At 41.7% G+C, this 20,522-nt stretch carries 19 protein-coding genes; 17 read left to right on the top strand and 2 right to left on the bottom strand.

Going from position 1 to position 20,522, the window contains the following annotated elements; all coding sequences use genetic code 11:
• Positions 1-27 precede the first annotated feature (27 nt).
• Positions 28-675 carry a sulfotransferase family 2 domain-containing protein gene (locus tag CKO50_RS02860; RefSeq protein WP_095726927.1) on the top strand — a complete coding sequence of 216 codons (648 nt, stop codon included), beginning with the start codon at positions 28-30 and terminating at the stop codon, positions 673-675.
• Entirely contained in the window at positions 644-1,879 is a 1,236-nt protein-coding gene (locus CKO50_RS02855; RefSeq protein WP_095726926.1) for a glycosyltransferase family 4 protein, read from the top strand. Before CKO50_RS02860 ends, CKO50_RS02855 begins: the two co-directional genes overlap by 32 nt.
• A gap of 34 nt (positions 1,880-1,913) precedes the next feature.
• Here CKO50_RS02855 and CKO50_RS02850 read toward each other — a convergent pair whose 3' ends face one another.
• Complete coding sequence (locus CKO50_RS02850; protein ID WP_095726925.1) at positions 1,914-3,482, bottom strand: Ig-like domain-containing protein; 1,569 nt, start codon at positions 3,480-3,482, stop codon at positions 1,914-1,916.
• Between the two features lie 236 nt (positions 3,483-3,718).
• Between CKO50_RS02850 and CKO50_RS02845 the strand changes: the two genes are divergently transcribed.
• The 15 genes from CKO50_RS02845 to rfaH all read left to right on the top strand — a co-directional run bounded on the left by CKO50_RS02845 (position 3,719) and on the right by rfaH (position 18,855).
• Positions 3,719-5,110: a lipopolysaccharide biosynthesis protein gene (locus CKO50_RS02845; protein ID WP_095726924.1), complete on the top strand. Its 1,392-nt coding sequence runs from the start codon at positions 3,719-3,721 to the stop codon at positions 5,108-5,110.
• Positions 5,111-5,112: 2 nt separating this feature from the next.
• Positions 5,113-6,285, top strand: coding sequence for a glycosyltransferase (locus CKO50_RS02840; RefSeq protein WP_255229236.1), 1,173 nt, complete (start codon positions 5,113-5,115; stop codon positions 6,283-6,285).
• Entirely contained in the window at positions 6,282-7,856 is a 1,575-nt protein-coding gene (locus CKO50_RS02835; RefSeq protein WP_095726922.1) for an asparagine synthetase B family protein, read from the top strand. Before CKO50_RS02840 ends, CKO50_RS02835 begins: the two co-directional genes overlap by 4 nt.
• Before the next feature lie 248 nt (positions 7,857-8,104).
• Positions 8,105-8,890: a non-hydrolyzing UDP-N-acetylglucosamine 2-epimerase gene (wecB, locus tag CKO50_RS02830; protein WP_255229206.1), complete on the top strand. Its 786-nt coding sequence runs from the start codon at positions 8,105-8,107 to the stop codon at positions 8,888-8,890.
• Between the two features lies 1 nt (position 8,891).
• Entirely contained in the window at positions 8,892-9,182 is a 291-nt protein-coding gene (locus CKO50_RS24390) for a UDP-N-acetylglucosamine 2-epimerase (protein ID WP_255229204.1), read from the top strand.
• The gene (locus CKO50_RS02825; RefSeq protein ID WP_095726921.1) at positions 9,179-10,255 is read left to right on the top strand and encodes a glycosyltransferase; all 1,077 of its coding nucleotides are present in this window, start codon (positions 9,179-9,181) and stop codon (positions 10,253-10,255) included. The genes CKO50_RS24390 and CKO50_RS02825 overlap by 4 nt, the downstream gene beginning before the upstream one ends.
• Positions 10,256-10,289: 34 nt before the next feature.
• Positions 10,290-11,048: a WecB/TagA/CpsF family glycosyltransferase gene (locus CKO50_RS02820; protein ID WP_176474600.1), complete on the top strand. Its 759-nt coding sequence runs from the start codon at positions 10,290-10,292 to the stop codon at positions 11,046-11,048.
• A gap of 7 nt (positions 11,049-11,055) precedes the next feature.
• On the top strand, positions 11,056-12,336 hold the full coding sequence (gene tviB / locus CKO50_RS02815) for a Vi polysaccharide biosynthesis UDP-N-acetylglucosamine C-6 dehydrogenase TviB (RefSeq protein WP_095726919.1): 1,281 nt from the start codon (positions 11,056-11,058) through the stop codon (positions 12,334-12,336).
• Between the two features lie 16 nt (positions 12,337-12,352).
• Positions 12,353-13,300, top strand: a complete 948-nt coding sequence (locus CKO50_RS02810; protein WP_095726918.1) for a Gfo/Idh/MocA family protein — start codon at positions 12,353-12,355, stop codon at positions 13,298-13,300.
• Positions 13,300-13,878 carry an acyltransferase gene (locus tag CKO50_RS02805; RefSeq protein ID WP_095726917.1) on the top strand — a complete coding sequence of 193 codons (579 nt, stop codon included), beginning with the start codon at positions 13,300-13,302 and terminating at the stop codon, positions 13,876-13,878. Before CKO50_RS02810 ends, CKO50_RS02805 begins: the two co-directional genes overlap by 1 nt.
• A gap of 12 nt (positions 13,879-13,890) precedes the next feature.
• Positions 13,891-14,973, top strand: a complete 1,083-nt coding sequence (locus tag CKO50_RS02800; protein ID WP_095726916.1) for a DegT/DnrJ/EryC1/StrS aminotransferase family protein — start codon at positions 13,891-13,893, stop codon at positions 14,971-14,973.
• Between the two features lie 24 nt (positions 14,974-14,997).
• Complete coding sequence (locus CKO50_RS02795) at positions 14,998-15,927, top strand: glycosyltransferase family A protein (protein ID WP_095726915.1); 930 nt, start codon at positions 14,998-15,000, stop codon at positions 15,925-15,927.
• 2 nt (positions 15,928-15,929) lie between these two features.
• Positions 15,930-17,081 (top strand): hypothetical protein, encoded by a 1,152-nt coding sequence (locus CKO50_RS02790; RefSeq protein ID WP_095726914.1) that lies wholly within the window; start codon positions 15,930-15,932, stop codon positions 17,079-17,081.
• Between the two features lie 52 nt (positions 17,082-17,133).
• The gene (locus tag CKO50_RS02785) at positions 17,134-18,300 is read left to right on the top strand and encodes a nucleotide sugar dehydrogenase (RefSeq protein ID WP_095726913.1); all 1,167 of its coding nucleotides are present in this window, start codon (positions 17,134-17,136) and stop codon (positions 18,298-18,300) included.
• Positions 18,301-18,375: 75 nt separating this feature from the next.
• Positions 18,376-18,855 carry a transcription/translation regulatory transformer protein RfaH gene (rfaH, locus tag CKO50_RS02780; protein WP_095726912.1) on the top strand — a complete coding sequence of 160 codons (480 nt, stop codon included), beginning with the start codon at positions 18,376-18,378 and terminating at the stop codon, positions 18,853-18,855.
• Positions 18,856-20,299: 1,444 nt separating this feature from the next.
• Here the strand turns inward: rfaH and CKO50_RS24220 are convergent.
• On the bottom strand, positions 20,300-20,522 hold a 223-nt coding region (locus tag CKO50_RS24220; protein WP_217989641.1), incomplete at its 5' end, for a hypothetical protein.

Raw genomic sequence — 20,522 nt, 5'->3', positions numbered from 1 at the left:
ATTTTACAGAATACTTTGATATTTGCGATGATTAAAAAGCTAACAAGGCTTCTTAAACGCTGGTTGCCACTTCCTATCTACCCGTATAAATCTTATATGATAAGAAATCAGTGCATTTTTATTCACATTCCAAAAAATGCAGGTACTAGTGTCTTAAAGGCATTTGGCTATAGAGGTTATCGGCTTCATGCTAAGTGGTTTGACTATAATGAATCCAATCCATATCTTTTTGAGCGCTACCATAAGTTTGCTATCGTTAGAGCGCCCTTAGCAAGGTTATATTCTGCATATAACTATGTGATAGCGGGCGGTAATCAAAGTGAAGGGGATAGGGCATTGCAACAGCAGGTGCTAAGTAATGCCAGCACGTTTACAGAATTTGTAGATAAGATATTGACTCCTGAATTTGTGTTGTTTCAACCTTTATTTCAACCACAGAGCTACTATATATTTGATTCTCATTATCAATGTAAAGTTGATACCATTTTACGCTATGAATCTTTGAATCACGATTGGCGTAAGCTATGTATTTTAAAGGGGTGGACAATGGAGTTACCTTGGTTAAACAAAGGGGCTTCAACATTACCCGAGGCTCTTTCCATTCAGCAGCTCGAAAAAATTCAATGTTTATATAAAGTTGATTATGAATTACTCGGTTATCGCTTCAATGAGTAGGAACACTATCATACTCACAAGCAATGCTTATCTTCCTAATATTGGAGGGGTCGAAAATTCCTTAGTGCAATTGAGTAAAGCGTATCATGCGATGGGTTTTCGAGTAGTGATCATTGTAAGTAACGTTAATACTGTAAATAAACAAGCATTACCGCTTCGCGAAATCACCGAATATGCAACCATTTGGAGGTATGACGTTTGTTTTCATGGGCGGCAGCACTCTAAGTTGAAAACATCCCTTTTGGGCTGGCAAAACATGCGACGTTGCTTTAGGTCTGCAAGAATTGAGTTTGGTGATGCTTTGGTCATAAGTCGTTATCACATTACGACTATCCATGCTCGATTAGCTGGCTTTAGCCGAGTGAGCTATCTATTACCCGGTGTTGTTAAGTTCCAAAACCAGCCAAGTAATACGCAAAAGATGGAAGGGGTGAGGCAAATCAAACAATGGTTAGCGCTTTTTTATCATCATGCGATTCAAAAAATTGCTTTACGGGTAGCTGAGAAAAACTTTGTGTTTAGCAGTAATATGCTAAACCAGTTAGCTCAAATTGGTTTTGATTGCACTAAGGTGACAATGGTAAGCCCTGGAGTAGACACAAATAAATTTCTTTCTCTTGATGTAAACGCTCAAACCGCCTTGAAAGGCAAGCTGGGATTACCCTTGGATAAAAACTTATTACTCGTTGTCGGGCGATTTGCTGCGGCAAAGGGAGTTGAATATGCAATTCGAGCACAGAAAGAACTTTTACATACACATTTAGTGCTTGTGGGTGGTGGAGAGCTGGAAGATTATTATAAATCCTTAGTGGTGAAACTTGGTATTGAGAATAGCGTTACTTTCGTTGGTGCTGTAGCAGATACTTCTCCATTTTATCAGGTAGCCTCACTATTTCTTATGACATCAACCTATGAACCGTTTGGACAAACTATTCTTGAAGCATTAAGTTGTGAAGTACCTGTTATTGCGTTTCGCCCTGGAAAAACCGTGAAAACGGCAACTTCTGAGATGCTTGGTGAGGATGCATGTTTTTATGTAAATACATTAGATGCTAGTGATTTGGCAAAAACTATTTCATGTGCGTTAGCAGACGTCGAAAAGCGAACGCAAATTTCGCGTAATGGCGTGGCTTTTGTTAGACAAAAATACAGCTGGAATGCACTGGCTAAATCACTAATAAAGGAAACAAATATTGCTATTTAGGGTTTAATCAAAAATAGCAATACTACGCGTAAGATTACTCTGTTGTGGGGTTGTATTGGTATATTCGACTTGTCATTTGGGTCGTAAACGCGCCTCCAATTTGGTACTGCTTCTTATCAACTGACTCCATTTTAAAGTCACGCAAGTGGTAAGTTTCAGAGCCTTGTTGTTCCGTAGCACTTGGATTGCTTGATAGGTTACTCCACTGCATAGTTTGAGTATCGTAATTCAAAACGTGTGCTGCGCTATGAAGCTGAATGTTTTGCTCATTATGCGTCAGCGTATAGTAGCTCCCGAAGAGCTCAGCTGGTACTTGCTCATTTAAGAGTATCTGAGCGCTTGTGAGTTGATACTGAACTAAGTGAGCTTGTTGAGCTTGAGCATTGTTAGCCGTTATAAATAATTTGCTTCCGATAAACTGGCAGTCAGTAATCGATAGATTTGGCAGTGATACCGGTTTGTGAGACCAAGTTGTATCAGCGGTGGCCAACTGATAAGCATACGTGGTGTTACCTTGTTGGGTGAACGCAACAATCGTGTCATGGTTTGCACAACTCGCTAGAACATTATTTTCAAAAGGGGCAAATTTGGGCGCTGCAATTGATGTCCATTGTTGTGTACTAAAATCAAAGATCTCCATTGTTTCCCTAGGAAAGGAGGTGCTTGGGCAGGCCTCTGTTCCACCGAAGAGGAACAACTTATTGTTTGATACTTGAGCTTGATAATAGTAGCGAGACTCGTTTGCAGAAGGTAACGCTTGCCAATCCGTGTTTGTGGTTGCAAGCGAGTGGAGCTCAGGTGCGCTTAAAGGTGCATTTGCGCAGCTCATTGAGGAAGAAAGTGATGCTGCATGACTTGCAATGATGATTTCCTTTCCAAGTGTCGCAGACTGCAAGTGACTACCTAGATCGTTTGGGATCTCTGAAAAAGCTTGCCATGGTTGAGATACAACCTCTATGTCGAAAGGGGGCAGCGATACGCTATGTTCGCCATCCAGTACAGATATAACAATTTGCCGATAGTTACCAAGCTGTTCAATGTTAGCAGGGTTTCCACTAAGTTCACCGGTTGTTGTATTAAATTCTGCCCAACTAGGTTTGTTAGTAATTTCGAATTGATGTGTGCTAGTTTCACCGTCAACGTCTTCAACAGTTGGTGTGAAATAATAGTTTTCGTTCAGTTTGATAGCTTCGGGCGAGGGGGTTCCTGAAATAGTGGGAGCGTCGTTAATCGCTTCGACTGTGATATCAACGGTAACTTCGTTACTTAATACCCCGCCTTTTTTAAATTTGTAAGTGAAGCTGTCAGTGCCACTTTCGTTTGGTGCAGGTTGATAACTTAGGCTCAAGCCACTGCTAGTGAGCGTGCCAAGAGTGGGGGATTTTATGACTTCAACGGTTATTATGTCATTCCCACTTGGGGCGGACTTTGGGTTAACCGCGAGCGTGTAGGCAGAATCTTCTTGGGTTGTAAATGCTGTTGATGTTTCTACAGTAAAGCTTCCTTGACCGCCTTTTACATCATTGTCATTCTTATCTGAACTCCCCCCACAGGCGCTTAACAAAGCACTAGCAATGATAGTAAAGATTATTGACCTTTTCATAAATACCTTCTCCTTGAATGTTATGACCACCTCTAGTGTGATAGCCGGTTGAACGAAATTCAAGCAATATCTTGAACGTTAATATTATGGTTTACGATGAAGTATTTTGTAGCGTAGATGAGTTGCATTGCTCGTGTTAGAATGGGAGTTTGATGATGAAGTCAAGGTTAATACTTTTCGCGTAGTGACTGGTTTGACTGTTGATGTGTTAATATTGCAAATTAAAAGATACGCGCTTGGCCACAAATAACTTTTTAAAAAATATCCTAACTCTTGTTTCGGGCACCGCTTCAGCGCAACTCATTTTGTTACTGATCTCGCCTGTTTTGACACGACTCTATAGTGCGCAGCAGTTTGGTAACTTCGGTGTGTTCGTCAGTATTATCACTATACTTTTAGTACTCGTCAGCTTGAAGTATGAGCTCGCACTTCCTCTTATAAAACAACATTCAATTGCTAAGGTGCTACTGCACCTCTGCTTTATCTTGATCATATTGAGTTGCACAGTAGTTGCAGTTGTTGTCTATGCATTTGATTCATGGTTGATAGAGCATCTCAATCTATCGCTAGATAAAAGTGAGCTTTATCTTATCCCTGTTGCGCTATTTGCTTGTGGTTGTTATCAACTTTTGCATTTTTACGCGATTAAAACAGAATCTTTTCGGGTGTTAAGTGTGTCAAAAGTGACGCAGTCTGTGATTATAGCAATAGCGCAAATTGGACTTTCGTTGTGGACGGCTTTTGGTTTAGTGCTTGGGCATACCTTCGGATTTGTTGCATCGACTTTGATGTTTTTATTACAGAAGCGAGATACGTTACACTTTAACGGCTATAACCCAAAACGGTTGCTAGCGGTTGCTAAACGCTTTAAAAACTTTCCTAAGTATACGCTTTGGGCTTCATTGGCTAATACCTCAAGCACTATGTTGCCCGTAGTACTGTTCTCTGGCTACTACTCAGCGGCACTCGTGGGGCTTTACATTTTGGCACATAGAATGTTGTTTGCACCCGTAACGCTCATCGGTAATGCGGTCGGAAATGTCTTTATGTCAAACGCCAAACATTATTTAGTTGCTGGAACGTTGGCAAAAAATACCCTAGATATTCATAATCGACTGATACTGATTGCTATGCCTATCATGGCCTTAACTTTGCCTTTTTTACCTGAGATATTTGCAGTGGTTTTCGGGGAAAAGTGGATTGAAGCGGGGGAGATTGCCCAGTTTATTGCTATATGGATTTACTTTGTATTTACTGCGTCTCCAATTAGTACCGTTTTAGTTGCAATGGAAAAGCAAAAGCTAGCGGCTTATTTCGATTTTGGTTCTTGTATCGTTCGTCTAGGCAGCGTAGTGCTGTTATCTTCCATGGCTTTTAAAGATGCAATTATGTACTTTTCAATTATCAATGCACTTGTAGTGAGTGCCTTCATCTTATTGGTTTTTTCTCAGCTCAACATTTCGATAGTAGACTTGATTATGCCGCATTTAAAAGCGTTTACTGTTTTATGTTTGCCAAGTCTTGTGATTACTCGTTTACTTGCCGAGCAAAGTGATTTTATTGGATTTCTCAGTGCGATGTTTGTCGTGTTGCCATTAACATTACTGATGATAAGGAAAAAGATTTGAAAGTGCTCGTTTTACCTTCTTGGTACCCACCTTACAAAGGGGAGTTTATTCAGCAACAGGCAGAAGCGCTAGCTGAACAGGGACATGATGTCATAGTGCAAAGCGTAGAGCGTATTTCACCAAGAGAGCTACTGCGATGGTTGAGTGCTTGGTGTTGGTTGTTTTCCGGTCGTTACACGTTATCGCAAGAGGGTCCGTTGACAGTCGCACGGGCACCATTACCTGGTATTCCAAAGTTCTATGCATTATATGCTGAACTATTCGCGTTTAAGTCTAAGCGAGTATTTAAACGTTACAGAAAGGCGATGCGGTACCAGCCAGATGTGATCCACGCACATAGTTTAATATGGGCCGGATATGCAGCGAGCAAAATCGCAAAAATGTGTCCGGTTAATTATGTGGTCACAGAACATCGAGGGCGATTTATTAATAATCAGTACGTAAATGAGAGTGAAAAAAAGGAAATGTCACTGATGCAGGTTAAAAAAGCGCTGCAAGGGGCTAGTAAAGTCCTATGCGTCTCATCTAAGCTCATGCCTTACCTACAGAAAGTGTGTCCTGAGGTGAAGCTTGAAGTCCTTGCCAACATGGTAGATGTAGATCGTTTTACAATGAAGCGTTCAACAGTACACCAAGCTTGTCAGTTTATCTGTGTTGCGCATGTTACGCCTCTAAAAGGTCATGAAACTTTGCTCCAAGCCTTCGCAAGCGTAGCATCTAAAGATAAAAATGTCTCATTAACGATAGTCGGTGATGGTTGGTATTTAAACCGGGTCAAGGAGTTAGCTGTCGAGTTGAACCTAGAGAATCGAGTCAGCTTTACGGGTAACTTGACGGCGAGTGAGGTCGTGCGTGCGCTTCAGCAAGCAGATGTTTTTGTTCTCCCAAGTCAATACGAGGCCTTTGGGGTAGTATATATCGAAGCCATGAGTGCAGGCTTACCGGTTATTGCCACGAATACTGGTGGGGCTGTGGACTTTGTAAATAAAGAAAATGGTATTTTGGTTGAACCAAATAATATCGAATTACTTGCAAATGCGATGCAGTATATGAGGGATAACCGAGCACAATACTGTAGCCAAACTATTGCAAAGCAAACTAAGCAGCGTTTCTCTACTTTTCAGATTGCCAGTCAACTTAGTGAGCACTTACAGAGTGTATCGGAAGTCAAATGATGTATAGCGTAATAACAAACCATGTAAAAGCGTTCGATGTACTCGGAAGTCCCTTTTTAGAGCAAAAAGAGTTCGATTGTTGTGAGCTTGGTCGTGAGCTTTTCGAACGACACTCCCTCTCTTCATTATCTGGCTTTTTTGCATTGCTCAGCCATGACGACGAGTTTGTGAGGCTTATAGTTGATAGAGTTCGCTCGATTCCATTATTTTATGCAGTAATAAATGACAAAATATTGTTCTCCTCTGATTATGCTTGGCTGCATTCGGAATTGCAGCAAAATGAAGAGTGTGAGCAGGGTAAGGCTGAGTTTGCATTAACTGGCTATGTGTGTGCAGATAGAACACTATCTAAGCAAATAAAGCAAGTTGAGGCGGGCCAAGAAGTCATCATTTGTAAGCGCACTGGGAAAGTTAGCAAATCAAACTATTTCCTATTCCAACATTATGAGCCTGAGGTGCAGGCTGAGTCGCTATATGTTGAACAGTTAGACATTGCTGTGAGGGCTGTATTCAAACGGCTTATAGAATTTGCTGCTGGACGCCAAATTGTGCTGCCGCTTTCTGGTGGGTTTGATTCTCGACTTATTGCTTCAACGATAAAACAACTTGGCTATCAAAATGTCATCTGCTTTTCCTATGGCTTAACAGGAAATAAAGAGGCAGCGCTGAGCAAGCAAATTGCCACTGGGCTGGGCTTTCAATGGTACTTTGTTGAGTATAACGAAGATAAATGGCGCAATGCTTGGTTTAGTGGCGAAGCCGATGAGTTTCGAGAAATGGCCTCAAATGGTGTGTCTTTACCACATATACAGGATTGGCTGGCCGTTAGAGAACTAAAAGATAAACAGTTAATTTCAAGCGATGCCGTTTTTGTGCCCGGCCACAGTGGTGATTTTGTCGCAGGCTCTCATATCCCAGACATTGTTTTTGAACAACAGCGGTTCTCAAAATCTGACTTAACCTCACAATTGCTCACGGATCACTATAAGAATGTGCCAAGGAAACTTATTGAAACGCAGACATTTAATCGGATAAAGCTAAGCCTGCAGGAGCAGTTATCGGATGGCGATGTTCTTAATGCTGAAGCGTTCGCCAATCAATATGAACTTTGGGACTGGCGAGAAAGACAAGCAAAATACATTATCAATTCGGTTCGTGTGTACGAGTTTTTTGGTATGCAATGGTGGTTGCCCTTATGGGACAAGGAATTTGTTGAGTTTTGGTGTGAAATGCCTCTGCAATATAGGAAAAAACGCCTTTGGTATAACGCCTATGTTGCTGACAGATTCAAATCCGTAGTTGGCGCCCAAAGTGAAATCGCGGATAAAAACGCGGCGGATTTCAGCTTTGCTCGTAAGTTAGCGCACAGACTTTATCAAGAGATGCCGACACAGCTCAAACAGTTTATCTATGGTAAAAAACTTAGAAATGACTTTGATAATCACTTTTTGGCATTTGGGGCGCTGCTTTCTGATGAGCAAAAAGATGAATATGCCAAGTTTGGTTACACTATAATTGGGATCTATTCCTTGCTGTTCTTGCAATCTCGCTGGGGAAATAAAGAGAATTAGCAGAAAGTATTGTTGATTGCATTCTTTAACAGTTTTATTTCTTATACATGTTATATTCGCTCAGCTTCCTAAGCAGATTGTGACTTTTGTAGACAATTAACAGCCTATCGGTTGTATCATTGCTTAGTAATAAGGTAAAATCCGTCGGTTCATAGGCTGTGTAAAACGCGGTTTTGTAGGAAGAGTAGAAGGTCTTATGAAATAGGTCTCCTACGAGGAATATTCTCAACTAATTTGGCTACATATTTATGAAAGTTGTAACAGTAATTGGGGCAAGGCCGCAATTTGTCAAAGCCGCTACATTTAGTCGCGCAGTCAGAGAGCACAATCAAACCAGCCAAAAAGCAGTGCAAGAAGTGATAGTTCATACGGGGCAACATTACGACGCCAATATGAGTGATATCTTTTTTGAAGAGATGCAAATTCCCAAGCCAGATTACAGCCTTGGAATTGGTGGTGGCACCCATGGACAAATGACTGGCCGTCAGTTGGAAGAGATTGAGAAGGTATTGTTAGAAGAAAAGCCTGACTGGGTTTTGGTCTATGGTGATACCAACTCGACACTAGCTGGTGCATTAGCTGCAGCAAAGCTTCATATTCCGGTTGCTCACGTTGAAGCTGGGCTACGTAGTTTTAATATGAGAATGCCTGAAGAGATTAATCGCATCCTAACCGACCAAATCAGCAAAATTCTATTTTGTCCTACAGATACCGCTGTGCAAAACTTAGTACGAGAAGGCTTTAAAGACAAAAGCTGTCAGGTACGCAATGTCGGTGATGTGATGCTTGATGCTGCTAGTTTCTATACACAAAGTGCAAAGCGACCTGCTATCCCAGAATATGAAAGTTTCTATCTGTGTACAATCCACCGAGCAGAAAACACCGACGATGAAAATCGTCTCAAAAGCATCATTACAGCGCTAAATGAGTTATCGGAAACTCAACCTGTCATTTGCCCAATTCACCCTAGAACACAAAAATTAGCTGAACGCTTGGGTCTTGAGATTAAGTTNCCCGCCGGTAAGTTATTTTGAAATGGTATGGCTATTAGAGCATTGCGAGATAGTACTAACGGATAGTGGTGGCCTTCAAAAAGAAGCGTATTTTTTCTCAAAGCCATGTATTACAATGCGGGATCAAACTGAATGGGTTGAACTGGTTAATACAGGCGTGAATCAACTAGTTGGCGCTGATAAACTGGCAATTTTAAATGCGGTTGACGCTGCAAAAGCAACGAACTTTGCTCAAGCAAAGAGCTTATATGGTAACGGTGAAGCCGCGAAGGCGATATTGGCTGCTCTTCTGGAGTTTGAAAGCGCCCAATGAAACATCAGTTTGAATATATCGCTTTTGTAGATACTGAGAAGACGCCCGGTGTCGCGAAGAAAATAGACAGTACAGTTGCTTCTGCGCAAAAGTTAGGCTTGAATGCCAAATCTACTTTGCTTGCGCCAACGATGTCGGGAGCGTGGGGATTTATCAAAGCCCTGTTGAGCACCAATACAGAAGTATTATTTGTTCGTTTTTCTAGCTTATTGTTTCCATTTTTGTTTTTTCCTTTTTTGCTCGCGCGACTAAGAGGAACAAAAATAGTAATCGATGTGCCAACACCACGAAAGTCGGTGCTGGTAGAGCTTAAAACATCAGAGCCAAGAACGCTTGTAAGAATGTTTAAACAGAGTATCTCATTACTTTCTGCCAGTTGGGTGCTAATGCCTGCAAATCTAATAGTGCAATATGCGCAAGAATCTGCATGGTATTTATTCGGCGTTAAGCATAAAACGCTTAAAATAGGCAACGGTATTAATATACCTGAAGATTTGCCTGTAGCACTGTCATCCTGGCAAGCTGGTGATACTTTGAATTTAATTGCGGTAGCGCAACTCGCAGATTGGCATGGATATGATAGATTGTTGAAAGCAATCGCAGAGTTAGCAAATAAACCTGATGCGCCGAAAGTCAGTTTGACTATTGTAGGCGAAGGGGAAGCGTTTGAACCTTTGAAGAAACTGGCAAAATCATTAAAAATTGATTCGCAAGTTGAGTTTACGGGATTTTTATCGGGCGCTAGGTTAGATGCACAGTTTAACAATGCGCATATAGGCATTGCGAGCCTTGGTTTGTATCGCATAGGGCTTGATGAAGCTTCAGTGTTGAAAGCCAGAGAGTATGTAGCAAGAGGGTTAAGTGTCATTGGTGCTGCCAATGATCCTGATTTCCCAGCGAACTCTGATATTCGCTTGATGGTAAGTAATAGTGATAGCACGAATGACATTACGGCGCTGATTTGTGAGTTACCGACTAAAACACTAATGTCACCAGGTGAGTTAAGAAAGTATGCGGAAGAAAACCTGAGCATGGAGAGTAAGCTCAAGCGTATTTTAGATAAGTTAAATTAACAGATAGTGTAGGCGTAATTTGATTCATTCAAAAGTGTTAGATAACAAACTGTCCTCTAAAACAGTATTTGATAAATTACTAGATGAGAGTACAAAAGGGTTGCCGCGTAGTATCGCTGTGACTTTTGTAAATCCATTTTCATACTCACTATTGAGTAAAAATGCTCGTCTATTATCGGGACTGGACGTTATTTTTTCTGATGGTTCGTTGCATACAAAATTACATAACACTTTTAACCAAAATAAAATTCAGCGATTAAGCTTCGATTTTTCTTCGATAGCAGTCGATGTTTTACGCTTCGCCAATCAAACAGGAAAACGCATAGCCTTTATTGGCGCAAAACCGACCTTAGTTGATGTCGCCGTCAAAAATTACGTCAGCATGTTTCCTGATCTCAATGTTGTTTTTAAGCATCATGGTTATATAAATGATGCGGCACTTAAGTCACAAGTCATCGCTGATCTTAATCAGCAGCAGCCAGAAATTATTGTTTGTGGTATGGGGACTCCAAAGCAAGACGAATTTATTGTTGAATTAAAAAAAGCTTTAGATACTCCAGCGTTACTGTTCACTTGTGGCGGATTTATTGAGCAGTCAGCAATTAAAGCTGACTATTATCACCCTTTAGTAAAAAAACTTGGATTACGTTGGTTGCAAAGAGCGGTATTGCACAAGCATGTTCGTCAAAGGCTTGTAAGAGAATACCCTAAGTTTGTTGTTAGCTATCTGCGCGCACAAATGAAAAATAAACGCACTCAGTCAATCGAAGAAGCCAACCCTCGCGAGAAATAGGAAAAGTATGTTTTCTCCTTCACCAACAAAAAAAATAGGCATTATTGGCCTTGGATATGTAGGTCTGCCGTTAGCAGCTGAATTTGGTAAATATTTTGACGTTGTTGGATTTGACATCAATAAACGTCGAATTGAGCAATTACGTGACGGGTTTGATGCAACGTTAGAAGTGAATGAGACACAGCTAACTGAAGCGGCTAAGCTTTCTTACTCTTGTGACGAAAATGACTTAACCGCATGTAACATTTTTATCGTTACTGTTCCTACGCCGATTGATGATACACATGCGCCGGATCTTAACCCACTTCGTAAGGCGTCGGAATTGGTGGCTCGTCATGTCAGCAGTAACGACATCGTAATTTTCGAAAGCACAGTATACCCAGGTGCAACAGAAGAAGTCTGTATTCCTATCATTGAGAAGGACTCAGGTCTTAAGTTTAATCAAGACTTCTTTGCTGGATATTCACCGGAGAGAATCAATCCGGGTGACAAAGTTAATACTTTAACAAAAATTACTAAGATCACTTCTGGTTCGACTCCTGAGGTTGCTGACTTTATCGACGAGATGTACCGCTCAATTATCACCGTTGGTACGCATAAAGCATCTTCAATTAAGGTTGCAGAAGCTGCGAAAGTGATAGAGAACACCCAGCGTGACTTAAACATAGCTGTGATTAACGAGTTTGCGAAAATATTCAATCGCTTGAATATTGATACAGAAGAAGTACTAAATGCTGCAGGCACAAAATGGAACTTTTTGAAATTTAAGCCAGGACTTGTCGGCGGTCACTGTATCAGTGTTGACCCTTATTATCTGACCTTTAAAGCGGAAGAAGTTGGTTATCGTCCAGAGGTCATACTTGCCGGACGTCGCATCAATGATGGTATGGGCGAATACGTTGCGACACAGCTAGTTAAGAAGCTTTCAAGCCGTAAAATTCATATAGATGAAGCTAAGGTACTCGTACTTGGGTTTACCTTTAAAGGCGACTGCCCTGACGTGAGAAACACTAAAATTATTGACGTAGTGCGCGAACTTCAAGATTTCAATATGTCAGTTGATGTATACGATGGATGGGCGAATACAGAAGAAGTAGAACAAGAATACGGTATACAACTTGTCAATCAGATACAGTACGGTCAATACGATGGTATTATCCTCGCGGTTGATCACTCTGAGTTTAAGGAGTGGGGCGTGGAAAAGATCAGAGCATTCGGTAAAGAAGACCATGTTTTATACGATGTTAAACATGTATTAAACCCACAAGATGCAGATATAAGGCTATAACAGAGCAATGGAAAAGATGAAGAATTTTGCATTAATTGGTGCGGCGGGCTATATCGCACCTCGTCATATGAAAGCCATTAAAGAAACTGGTAATCTGTTGTCGGTTGCCTATGACATCAATGATTCTGTGGGTATCATCGATAGTATTTCACCGCAAAGTGAGTTTTTCACAGAGTTTGAGTGCTTCTATGACCATGCGTATCAGCTGAAGCGCAATGAAGCGACGAAGCTTGACTATGTTTCTGTTTGCTCACCTAACTATCTACACCACTCGCACATTACTGCTGGTCTGCGTTTGGGCTGTGATGTGATATGTGAAAAACCTTTAGTACCGACGCTCGCTGAACTTGATGATCTTATTCAGGTTGAGCAAGAAACCGGCAAGAAAGTATTCAATATCTTACAGCTAAGACATCACCAAGCTATTTTAGATCTAAAAGATAAAGTCGCAAGTTCGTCCAATACCGACAAGCACGAAGTAGAGTTAACATACATTACTTCTCGTGGTAAGTGGTACATGCAAAGCTGGAAAGGCGATCCTAGAAAATCTTTTGGCGTGGCGACGAATATCGGTGTTCACTTTTTTGACATGCTGCATTTTATTTTTGGTGACTTACAGCGCAACGAATTGCATTTCATGAACAATGACAAAGCGGCTGGTTATTTAGAGTATGAAAATGCCAGAGTAAAATGGTTTTTGTCTATTGATGCTGAAGATCTACCAGAAATCGTTAAAGGTAAGCAACCGACTTATCGCTCAATCACTTGTGATGGTGAAGAATTAGAGTTTTCGGGCGGCTTTACCGATCTTCATACTGTTTCTTATCAAGAAATTTTAGCTGGCAGAGGCTATGGCTTAGAAGACGCACGTCACTGTATCGAAACCGTAAATGCAATCCGCCAAGGTAAAGTGCATATCGAATCACAAGCGGATGTTCATCCGTTTTTACAAGGCAAGCTCTAATGGCCTACCAAAAACATGATAGCGCGATTGTGGATGACGGCGCTCAGATAGGAGAGGGTTCTCGAGTTTGGCATTTTGCACATGTTTGTGGCGGAGCCAAAATTGGTGCCGGCTGTTCGCTTGGGCAAAATGTTTTTGTCGGTAATAAAGTAGAGATTGGTAATAACGTTAAAATCCAGAACAACGTGTCGGTGTATGACAACGTTTATCTAGAAGATGATGTATTTTGTGGTCCGAGCATGGTATTCACTAACGTCTATAATCCGAGATCGTTTATAGAGCGCAAAAGTGAATACCGAGATACTCGCGTCCAGCAAGGCGCAACGCTTGGTGCAAATTGCACTATCGTGTGTGGGGTTACCATCGGCTCGTATGCATTGATTGGTGCCGGCGCTGTGGTTAATAAAGACGTTCCTCCTTTTGCGCTCATGGTCGGAGTACCTGCGAAGCAAATCGGTTGGATCAGTAAATATGGCGAGCAACTAGACTTGCCCCTTGAAGGCGAAGGCCGTTGTGTGTGTCCGCATACTGGCGAGCAGTACGTACTAAACGGAAACCAACTTAGTCATCAATTTTAATGGAATGATGTAATGCAATTTATCGACTTAGCTGCACAGTATCAGCATTTAAAAACAAAAATAGATACACGGATCACAGCGGTATTAGAGCATGGTCAGTACATTATGGGGCCAGAAGTACAAGAGCTTGAAGCCGCATTGTCTGATTATGTAGGCGTAAAACATACAATTACTTGTGCCAACGGTACTGACGCGCTGTCTTTAGCTCTGATGACATTAGATGTGAAAGCCGGAGATGCCGTCTTTTGTCCAACATTTACATTTTTTGCTTCCGCTGAGACTATCGCTTTTGCGGGAGCGACTCCCGTATTTGTCGATTCTGACGAAAAAACATTCAACATTTGTCCAATCGATCTTGAAAACCGGATTAAGCAGGTTATTGACGCTGGAGAATTGACACCTAAAGTGATTATGGCTGTGGATTTATTCGGCTTACCTGCTGATTATCCAGCGATTAAAAAAATTGCGGATAAATATCAACTAAAGATTATTGAAGACGCAGCGCAAGGGTTTGGTGGTGAGATTGATGGCAAACGTGCAGGCTCTTTTGCCGACATAGCTACAACCAGCTTTTTCCCAGCTAAACCATTAGGATGCTATGGTGATGGTGGAGCGTTATTTACCGATAATGATGAATATGCTGCATTATTACAGTCGCTACGAGTTCATGGTAAAGGTAAAGACAAGTACGATAATGTTCGCATCGGTATGAATAGCCGATTAGATACAATTCAAGCAGCTATTTTATTGGAGAAGCTTGCTGCTTTTCCTACCGAGTTGGAAAATCGTAACCGTGCCGCCAAGAATTACACCAATGATTTACAGTCGCAGTTTGTCACGCCTTTTGTGCCTGAGGGATATTTGAGTTCATGGGCGCAATACACTATCCAAGTAGATAATCGTGAACAGGTAATGCAATCATATAAAGAACAAGGTATTCCGACCATGATTTACTATGGCACCTGTATGCATCAGCAAAGTGCATTTGAGCATTTAGGTCATAAGGAAGGTGATTTTCCGGTTGCTGAAAAGCTGGCTAAGTCAGTATTGAGTCTGCCTATGCATGGATATTTATGCGCCGACAGTGCCGAATAATTTTGCTTGTGAGTGCTTAAAAGAATGAATATTTCTGTAGTTATTCCGCTTTTTAATAAAGCCGAATATATTGAACGAGCTGTTCATTCTGTACTATCTCAAAAACATCCCGCGAGTGAGATCATTGTCGTAGATGATGGGTCCACTGATGCTGGAGCGAGTGTAGTTGAAAAAATAAACAGTAGTAAGGTGAGATTATTACAGCAGGCTAACAAAGGCGTTTCTGCTGCAAGAAATGTTGGTGTTCATGCTGCTAACGCTGAGTTTGTCGCATTCTTGGATGCTGATGATGTTTGGCATGATGACTTTTTGTCTAATATCCAATCTCTTTATCAAACCTTTCCCGATGCACGTATTTTTTGTACTGGCTATGAGTTCAATACAGTGGAGGGGAAGCGAGCGGCCAAAAACCAACATTTGCTAGAAAATAGAGGGTTGCTGCAAGATTATTTTTTAGCGTGTTGTAATGCTGATTTACCGATAACCTCGTCATCTGTTTGCATTGCAAAAGATAGCTTGCTAAAAGTAGGCGGGTTTAAAGAGGGGTTAAGCCTCGGTGAAGATCAGGCCGTATGGGGTAGCGTTGCTTGTCAGTGGCCAATTGCTTACGATAAGTCAGTGTCTGTGATGTATGATTTAACGGCTTCTAGTGTTGGGCAGTCGCCGTCGGACTTTGAGCAGCCATCTCCACATATTTTTGAATTTCAGCGTTTGCTGGATGATGATATTGTGCCAGCTGAGCTTATTGGAAGTGTTAGATACCTACAACATCTTACCGTGATGAGCAGTGTAAAAAGTAATTTACTCATTGGTAATCGCATGAAAGCATTGAAGCTTCTGCTAACCCACCCTTTATTACAATGGGATAGGTATCGCGTAGCTGCTTTTTTCTTACTAATAATGCCAAAGAGCTGGATCGCTCGTAGTTATATGGCTTTAAAGCATCGGAGATAAGCATGGTTAGAAAGCAGTTTTTGTTTTTCTTTCTAACATTAGCAATCATGAGTATTGGTATTATTGGTAAATACCATGTGTTGCCAACTAATGCTATTTTCGAATTGCTGGTTTTATGCACTTTTTTGTTTGTTGCTAAGCGCATGTGCCCAAGCGCATGGCTAGTGTTCAGCTGCAGCCTGCTTTATTTGATTATTACGTTAGCCTTAGCCAAGGTTCGTGGTATTCATCCTGTTGATTACTTTATTGCCTATAAAACTTTTTTTTACCTCGCTTTATTGTCATTTTTTTCCTCTAAAGTGTTATTTGAGGAAAAGCTACTGCGGCGCTTTTGGCACATCCTTCTGGTACTGTTCTTCATTAAGTACGTCATTTGGATTGGCCTTGGGCAAGAAGGTCGCCCAGGTATTTTTACCGAAAACAACTATGAAATCATGTTTGTACTACTATTAGGGTGTGCAATATGGGGCTTTAATCGCTCCTTGTCATTGTTTGACTGGATGGCATTAGGAGTGGTTACTTTTCTTTCAGGTTCTCGTTCTGGTGTGATCTGCTTTCTCGCAATGTTCACTATTTTCTATATTAAAGATTTTGGTTGGAAGACCATGATTAAGTTGCTTGTTGTAGCTATAATCGCAGCCGGTGTCGCAGCAACCTTTATTAGTCGTCTGTCGGGCGGTGATATTGAAGCAATCGATAGGGTGGTTTTCTTTCAAGGCTTTTTGAAAGCGATCTCAGGTTGGGGATGGCAAGAATATTTGATTGGTTCGCAAACACTTACAGCCATGCCCGAAACTGTGTGCACAAGGCTTCAGTATTACCAATCACTATTCAGTGCGGGTAAGCCAGGAGTGTGTTACTCAGTTATATTGCACACTTATCTCACTAGAGCAATATTTGACCATGGCTTTTTAGGATTATTATTTATCTTTTTGGCAGTGAATCAGTTACTCAAATTGAGCGATGTTTCACCGCGAGCAAGGCTTGCCTGTATTAGTATTTTATTTTTAAATGGAGCATCAGTCAGCTCGATGAATAGTGTGTATGCTATTGTTGGACTGATTATTGTTATGACCGCGTTGTATCCGGAGCGGTTGAAATATTATGGTTCTTCGAGTGCAAAGTCAGCTAGAGAGCTAAATGCGTCCACTTAACTGTCATCTTCTTTACTTATAGTAAGCTGAGAGTTGAAAAGAGGCTAAAACTATGAAGATAACAGTTGTTGGTGCAGGTTATGTTGGGCTTTCCAACGCAATTCTTCTCGCGCAGCATAATCAAGTTACATTGCTAGATATTAACGAGTCCAAAGTGCGCTTGGTGAATGATAAAATTTCGCCTTTCCATGATCCTGAGATTTCAGAGTATCTGTGTTCGAAAAAGCTCGAATTAGTAGCCACGACATGTGCAAAGAGTGCTTTTGGTAACGCCGAACTTGTTATAATCGCTACACCAACTGATTATGATCCTAAGACAAACTTTTTTAATACAACTAGTGTAGAAGATGTAATAGGTGAATTGCTGTCTATCAATTCTCAGGCGAAGATCGTCATAAAGTCAACAGTACCAGTGGGCTTCACTCGTAAAGCTAGGGAGCAGTTTAACTATGAGAGTATTATATTTTCTCCTGAATTTTTAAGAGAAGGGAAAGCGCTACACGATAATTTATATCCATCACGGATAATAGTTGGTGCTAAATCAGAACATGCACAAGTTTTAGCTAACCTTTTTCAACAGGGGGCATTAAAAACGGATATTGATGTGCTTTTTAGTGGGTCAACTGAAGCCGAAGCGATCAAATTATTCTCGAATACTTATTTGGCGATGCGCGTAGCCTACTTTAATGAGCTAGACAGCTATGCTGAATCTCATGGCTTAAACGCTAGGCAGATAATTGAGGGGGTGTGTTTAGACCCTCGGATTGGTAGTCATTACAACAATCCATCATTTGGCTATGGTGGCTATTGCTTGCCAAAAGACACGAAGCAATTGTTAGCCAACTACAAAAACGTACCTAATAATATAATTCAAGCAATTGTTGATGCAAACACAACAAGAAAGGACTTTATTGCCGAGTCTATTTTGCAAAAAAAACCTAAGGTAGTGGGGATCTATCGTTTAATAATGAAAGCAGAGTCGGACAACTTTAGAGCTTCTTCTATTCAAGGTGTGATGAAAAGAATAAAAGCTAAAGGAGTCGAGGTAGTGGTTTATGAGCCAGTACTGAAAGAGGAAACTTTCTTTAATTCTAGAGTAGAAAATAACCTAGATGTATTTAAATGTAGTTGTGATGTAATCGTTTCTAATCGTATGGTCGAAGAGTTACAAGACGTTACCGAAAAAGTCTACACGAGAGACCTTTTTGGTAGTGACTAGGCTAGACCTAATTGAGAATATACGTATAATAGTAGGCCTAAATTAGTTAGGCTTATTTTTTAGGGAACGCAACGCATGGAATGCTGGTATTTGCTCTACTGTAAACCAAAACAAGAACACAGAGCACAGTCAAATCTTCAAAATCAAGGGATAGAGTCTTGCTTCCCAACGTTCATAAAAAGAAAAACCTCCTGCTCAAAAGCGGTGGAGCAACCGCTTTTTCCACGATATTTATTTGTTAAGCTAGATCCACATTCTTCTCATTTTTCTGCGGTAAAAAACACTCGCGGTGTTTCTGACTTTATTCGCTATGGTACTGATCTGCAAATGGTGCCAGATGAACTCGTCGCTCAACTAATGAATAAAAATGAAATAGCGGATGAGCTCGACCTGCAAGAAGGCGACTTGGTTCAGTTGACAGGCGGCTGTTACAAAGATATTCACGCCATATATCAACAACCAGATGGAGAGCTTCGTAGCATTTTATTAATTAAGCTGCTTAACCATTATGCGCAAATCGTTGTTGATAACTGTACAATAAAAAAGGTACAATGAAAACTTCATCCTTTATTCTTATTTAATTGTTATAAAAAGGGTGTACTCTGGTTTGACTGTAAACCTCAGCCTGCTTGTTACTAAAAAGATTACACTTTCATAGCGGAATATTTGCAATTCTGTAGCCGTAATTTAAAAGGTCAAACCATTTCGTAGCAGCGACTTTATGCCGCGACAGAATGGTTCAGATGTGGCTTTACGCCGCGAAGACATAAACACCGTGGGTCAACGTGGTAGGAGCGAGTTCACCTCGCGAGTTTTTACGCAAACTAAAACCAGCATTTAGGAGCTGCAACCTAAGGGCGGAAGCGTGCCTAAATGCCGTAGCAGCGGCTTTACGCCGCGACAGAATGGTTCAGACGTGGTTTTACGCCGAGAAAATGCAATCACCGTGGGTCAACATGGTAGGAGCGAGTTCACCTCGCGATCTTTTACGCAAACTAAAACCAGCATTTAAGATCTGCAACCTAAGGGCGGAAGCGTACCTAAATGCCGTAGCAGCGGCTTTACGCCGCGACAGAATGGTTCAGACATGGTGTTAGCCGCGAAGACATAAACACCTTAGGCCAATGTGGTAGGAGCGAGTTCACCTCGCGATCTTTTATGCAAACTAAAACCAGCATTTAAGATCTGCAACCTAAGGGCGGAAGCGTACCTAAATGCCGTAGCAGCGGCTTTACGCCGCGAAGACATAAACACCGTGGGTTAACGTGGTAGGAGCGAGTTCACCTCGCGATCTTTTACGCAAACTAAAACCAGCATTTAAGATCTGCAACCTAAGGGCGGAAGCGTACCTAAATGCCGTAGCAGCGGCTTTACGCCGCGACAGAATGGTTCAGACATGGTTTTAGCCGCGAAGACATAAACACCTTAGGCCAACGTGGTAGGAGCGAGTTCACCTCGCGAGCTTTTACGCAAACTAAAACCAGCATTTAGGAGCTGCAACCTAAGGGCGGAAGCGTACCTAAATGCCGTAGCAGCGGCTTTACGCCGCGACAGAATGGTTCAGATGTGGCTTTACGCCGAGAAAACGCAATCACCGTGGGCCAACGTGGTAGGAGCGAGTTCACCTCGCGATCTTTTACGCAAACTAAAACCAGCATTTAGGAGCTGCAACCTAAGGACGGAAGCGTACCTAAATGCCGTAGCAGCGGCTTTACGCCGCGACAGAATGGTTCAGATGTGGCTTTACGCCGAGAAAACGCAATCACCGTGGGCCAACGTGGTAGGAGCGAGTTCACCTCGCGATCTTTTACGCAAACTAAAACCAGCATTTAGGAGCTGCAACCTAAGGACGGAAGCGTACCTAAATGCCGTAGCAGCGGCTTTACGCCGCGACAGAATGGTTCAGACATGGTTTTAGCCGCGAAGACATAAACACCGTGGGCCAACGTGGTAGGAGCGAGTTCACCTCGCGATCTTTTACGCAAACTAAAACCAGCATTTAGGAGCTGCAACCTAAGGACGGAAGCGTACCTAAATGCCGTAGCAGCGGCTTTACGCCGCGACAGAATGGTTCAGACATGGTTTTAGCCGCGAAGACATAAACACCGTGGGTTAACGTGGTAGGAGCGAGTTCACCTCGCGATCTTTTATGCAAACTAAAACCAGCATTTAGGAGCTGCAACCTAAGGGCGGAAGCGTACCTAAATGCCGTAGCAGCGGCT

The organism is Pseudoalteromonas sp. HM-SA03 (assembly GCF_002289345.1).
Classification (GTDB): domain Bacteria; phylum Pseudomonadota; class Gammaproteobacteria; order Enterobacterales; family Alteromonadaceae; genus Pseudoalteromonas.
Note: the sequence above shows the minus strand (reverse complement) of the source record. Positions and strands in the feature narration are given on the sequence as shown.

Excerpts from the sequence above, each read along its gene's own strand:
- CKO50_RS02810 (WP_095726918.1), top strand. The coding sequence starts at position 12,353 with ATGAAGAATTTTGCATTAATTGGTGCGGCGGGCTATATCGCACCTCGT.
- CKO50_RS02850 (WP_095726925.1), bottom strand. The coding sequence starts at position 3,482 with ATGAAAAGGTCAATAATCTTTACTATCATTGCTAGTGCTTTGTTAAGC.
- CKO50_RS02800 (WP_095726916.1), top strand. The coding sequence starts at position 13,891 with ATGCAATTTATCGACTTAGCTGCACAGTATCAGCATTTAAAAACAAAA.
- CKO50_RS02790 (WP_095726914.1), top strand. The coding sequence starts at position 15,930 with ATGGTTAGAAAGCAGTTTTTGTTTTTCTTTCTAACATTAGCAATCATG.
- CKO50_RS24390 (WP_255229204.1), top strand. The coding sequence starts at position 8,892 with ATGGTATGGCTATTAGAGCATTGCGAGATAGTACTAACGGATAGTGGT.
- rfaH (WP_095726912.1), top strand. The coding sequence starts at position 18,376 with ATGGAATGCTGGTATTTGCTCTACTGTAAACCAAAACAAGAACACAGA.
- CKO50_RS02785 (WP_095726913.1), top strand. The coding sequence starts at position 17,134 with ATGAAGATAACAGTTGTTGGTGCAGGTTATGTTGGGCTTTCCAACGCA.
- tviB (WP_095726919.1), top strand. The coding sequence starts at position 11,056 with ATGTTTTCTCCTTCACCAACAAAAAAAATAGGCATTATTGGCCTTGGA.
- CKO50_RS02805 (WP_095726917.1), top strand. The coding sequence starts at position 13,300 with ATGGCCTACCAAAAACATGATAGCGCGATTGTGGATGACGGCGCTCAG.
- CKO50_RS02825 (WP_095726921.1), top strand. The coding sequence starts at position 9,179 with ATGAAACATCAGTTTGAATATATCGCTTTTGTAGATACTGAGAAGACG.
- CKO50_RS02835 (WP_095726922.1), top strand. The coding sequence starts at position 6,282 with ATGATGTATAGCGTAATAACAAACCATGTAAAAGCGTTCGATGTACTC.
- CKO50_RS02860 (WP_095726927.1), top strand. The coding sequence starts at position 28 with ATGATTAAAAAGCTAACAAGGCTTCTTAAACGCTGGTTGCCACTTCCT.
- CKO50_RS02795 (WP_095726915.1), top strand. The coding sequence starts at position 14,998 with ATGAATATTTCTGTAGTTATTCCGCTTTTTAATAAAGCCGAATATATT.
- CKO50_RS02855 (WP_095726926.1), top strand. The coding sequence starts at position 644 with ATGAATTACTCGGTTATCGCTTCAATGAGTAGGAACACTATCATACTC.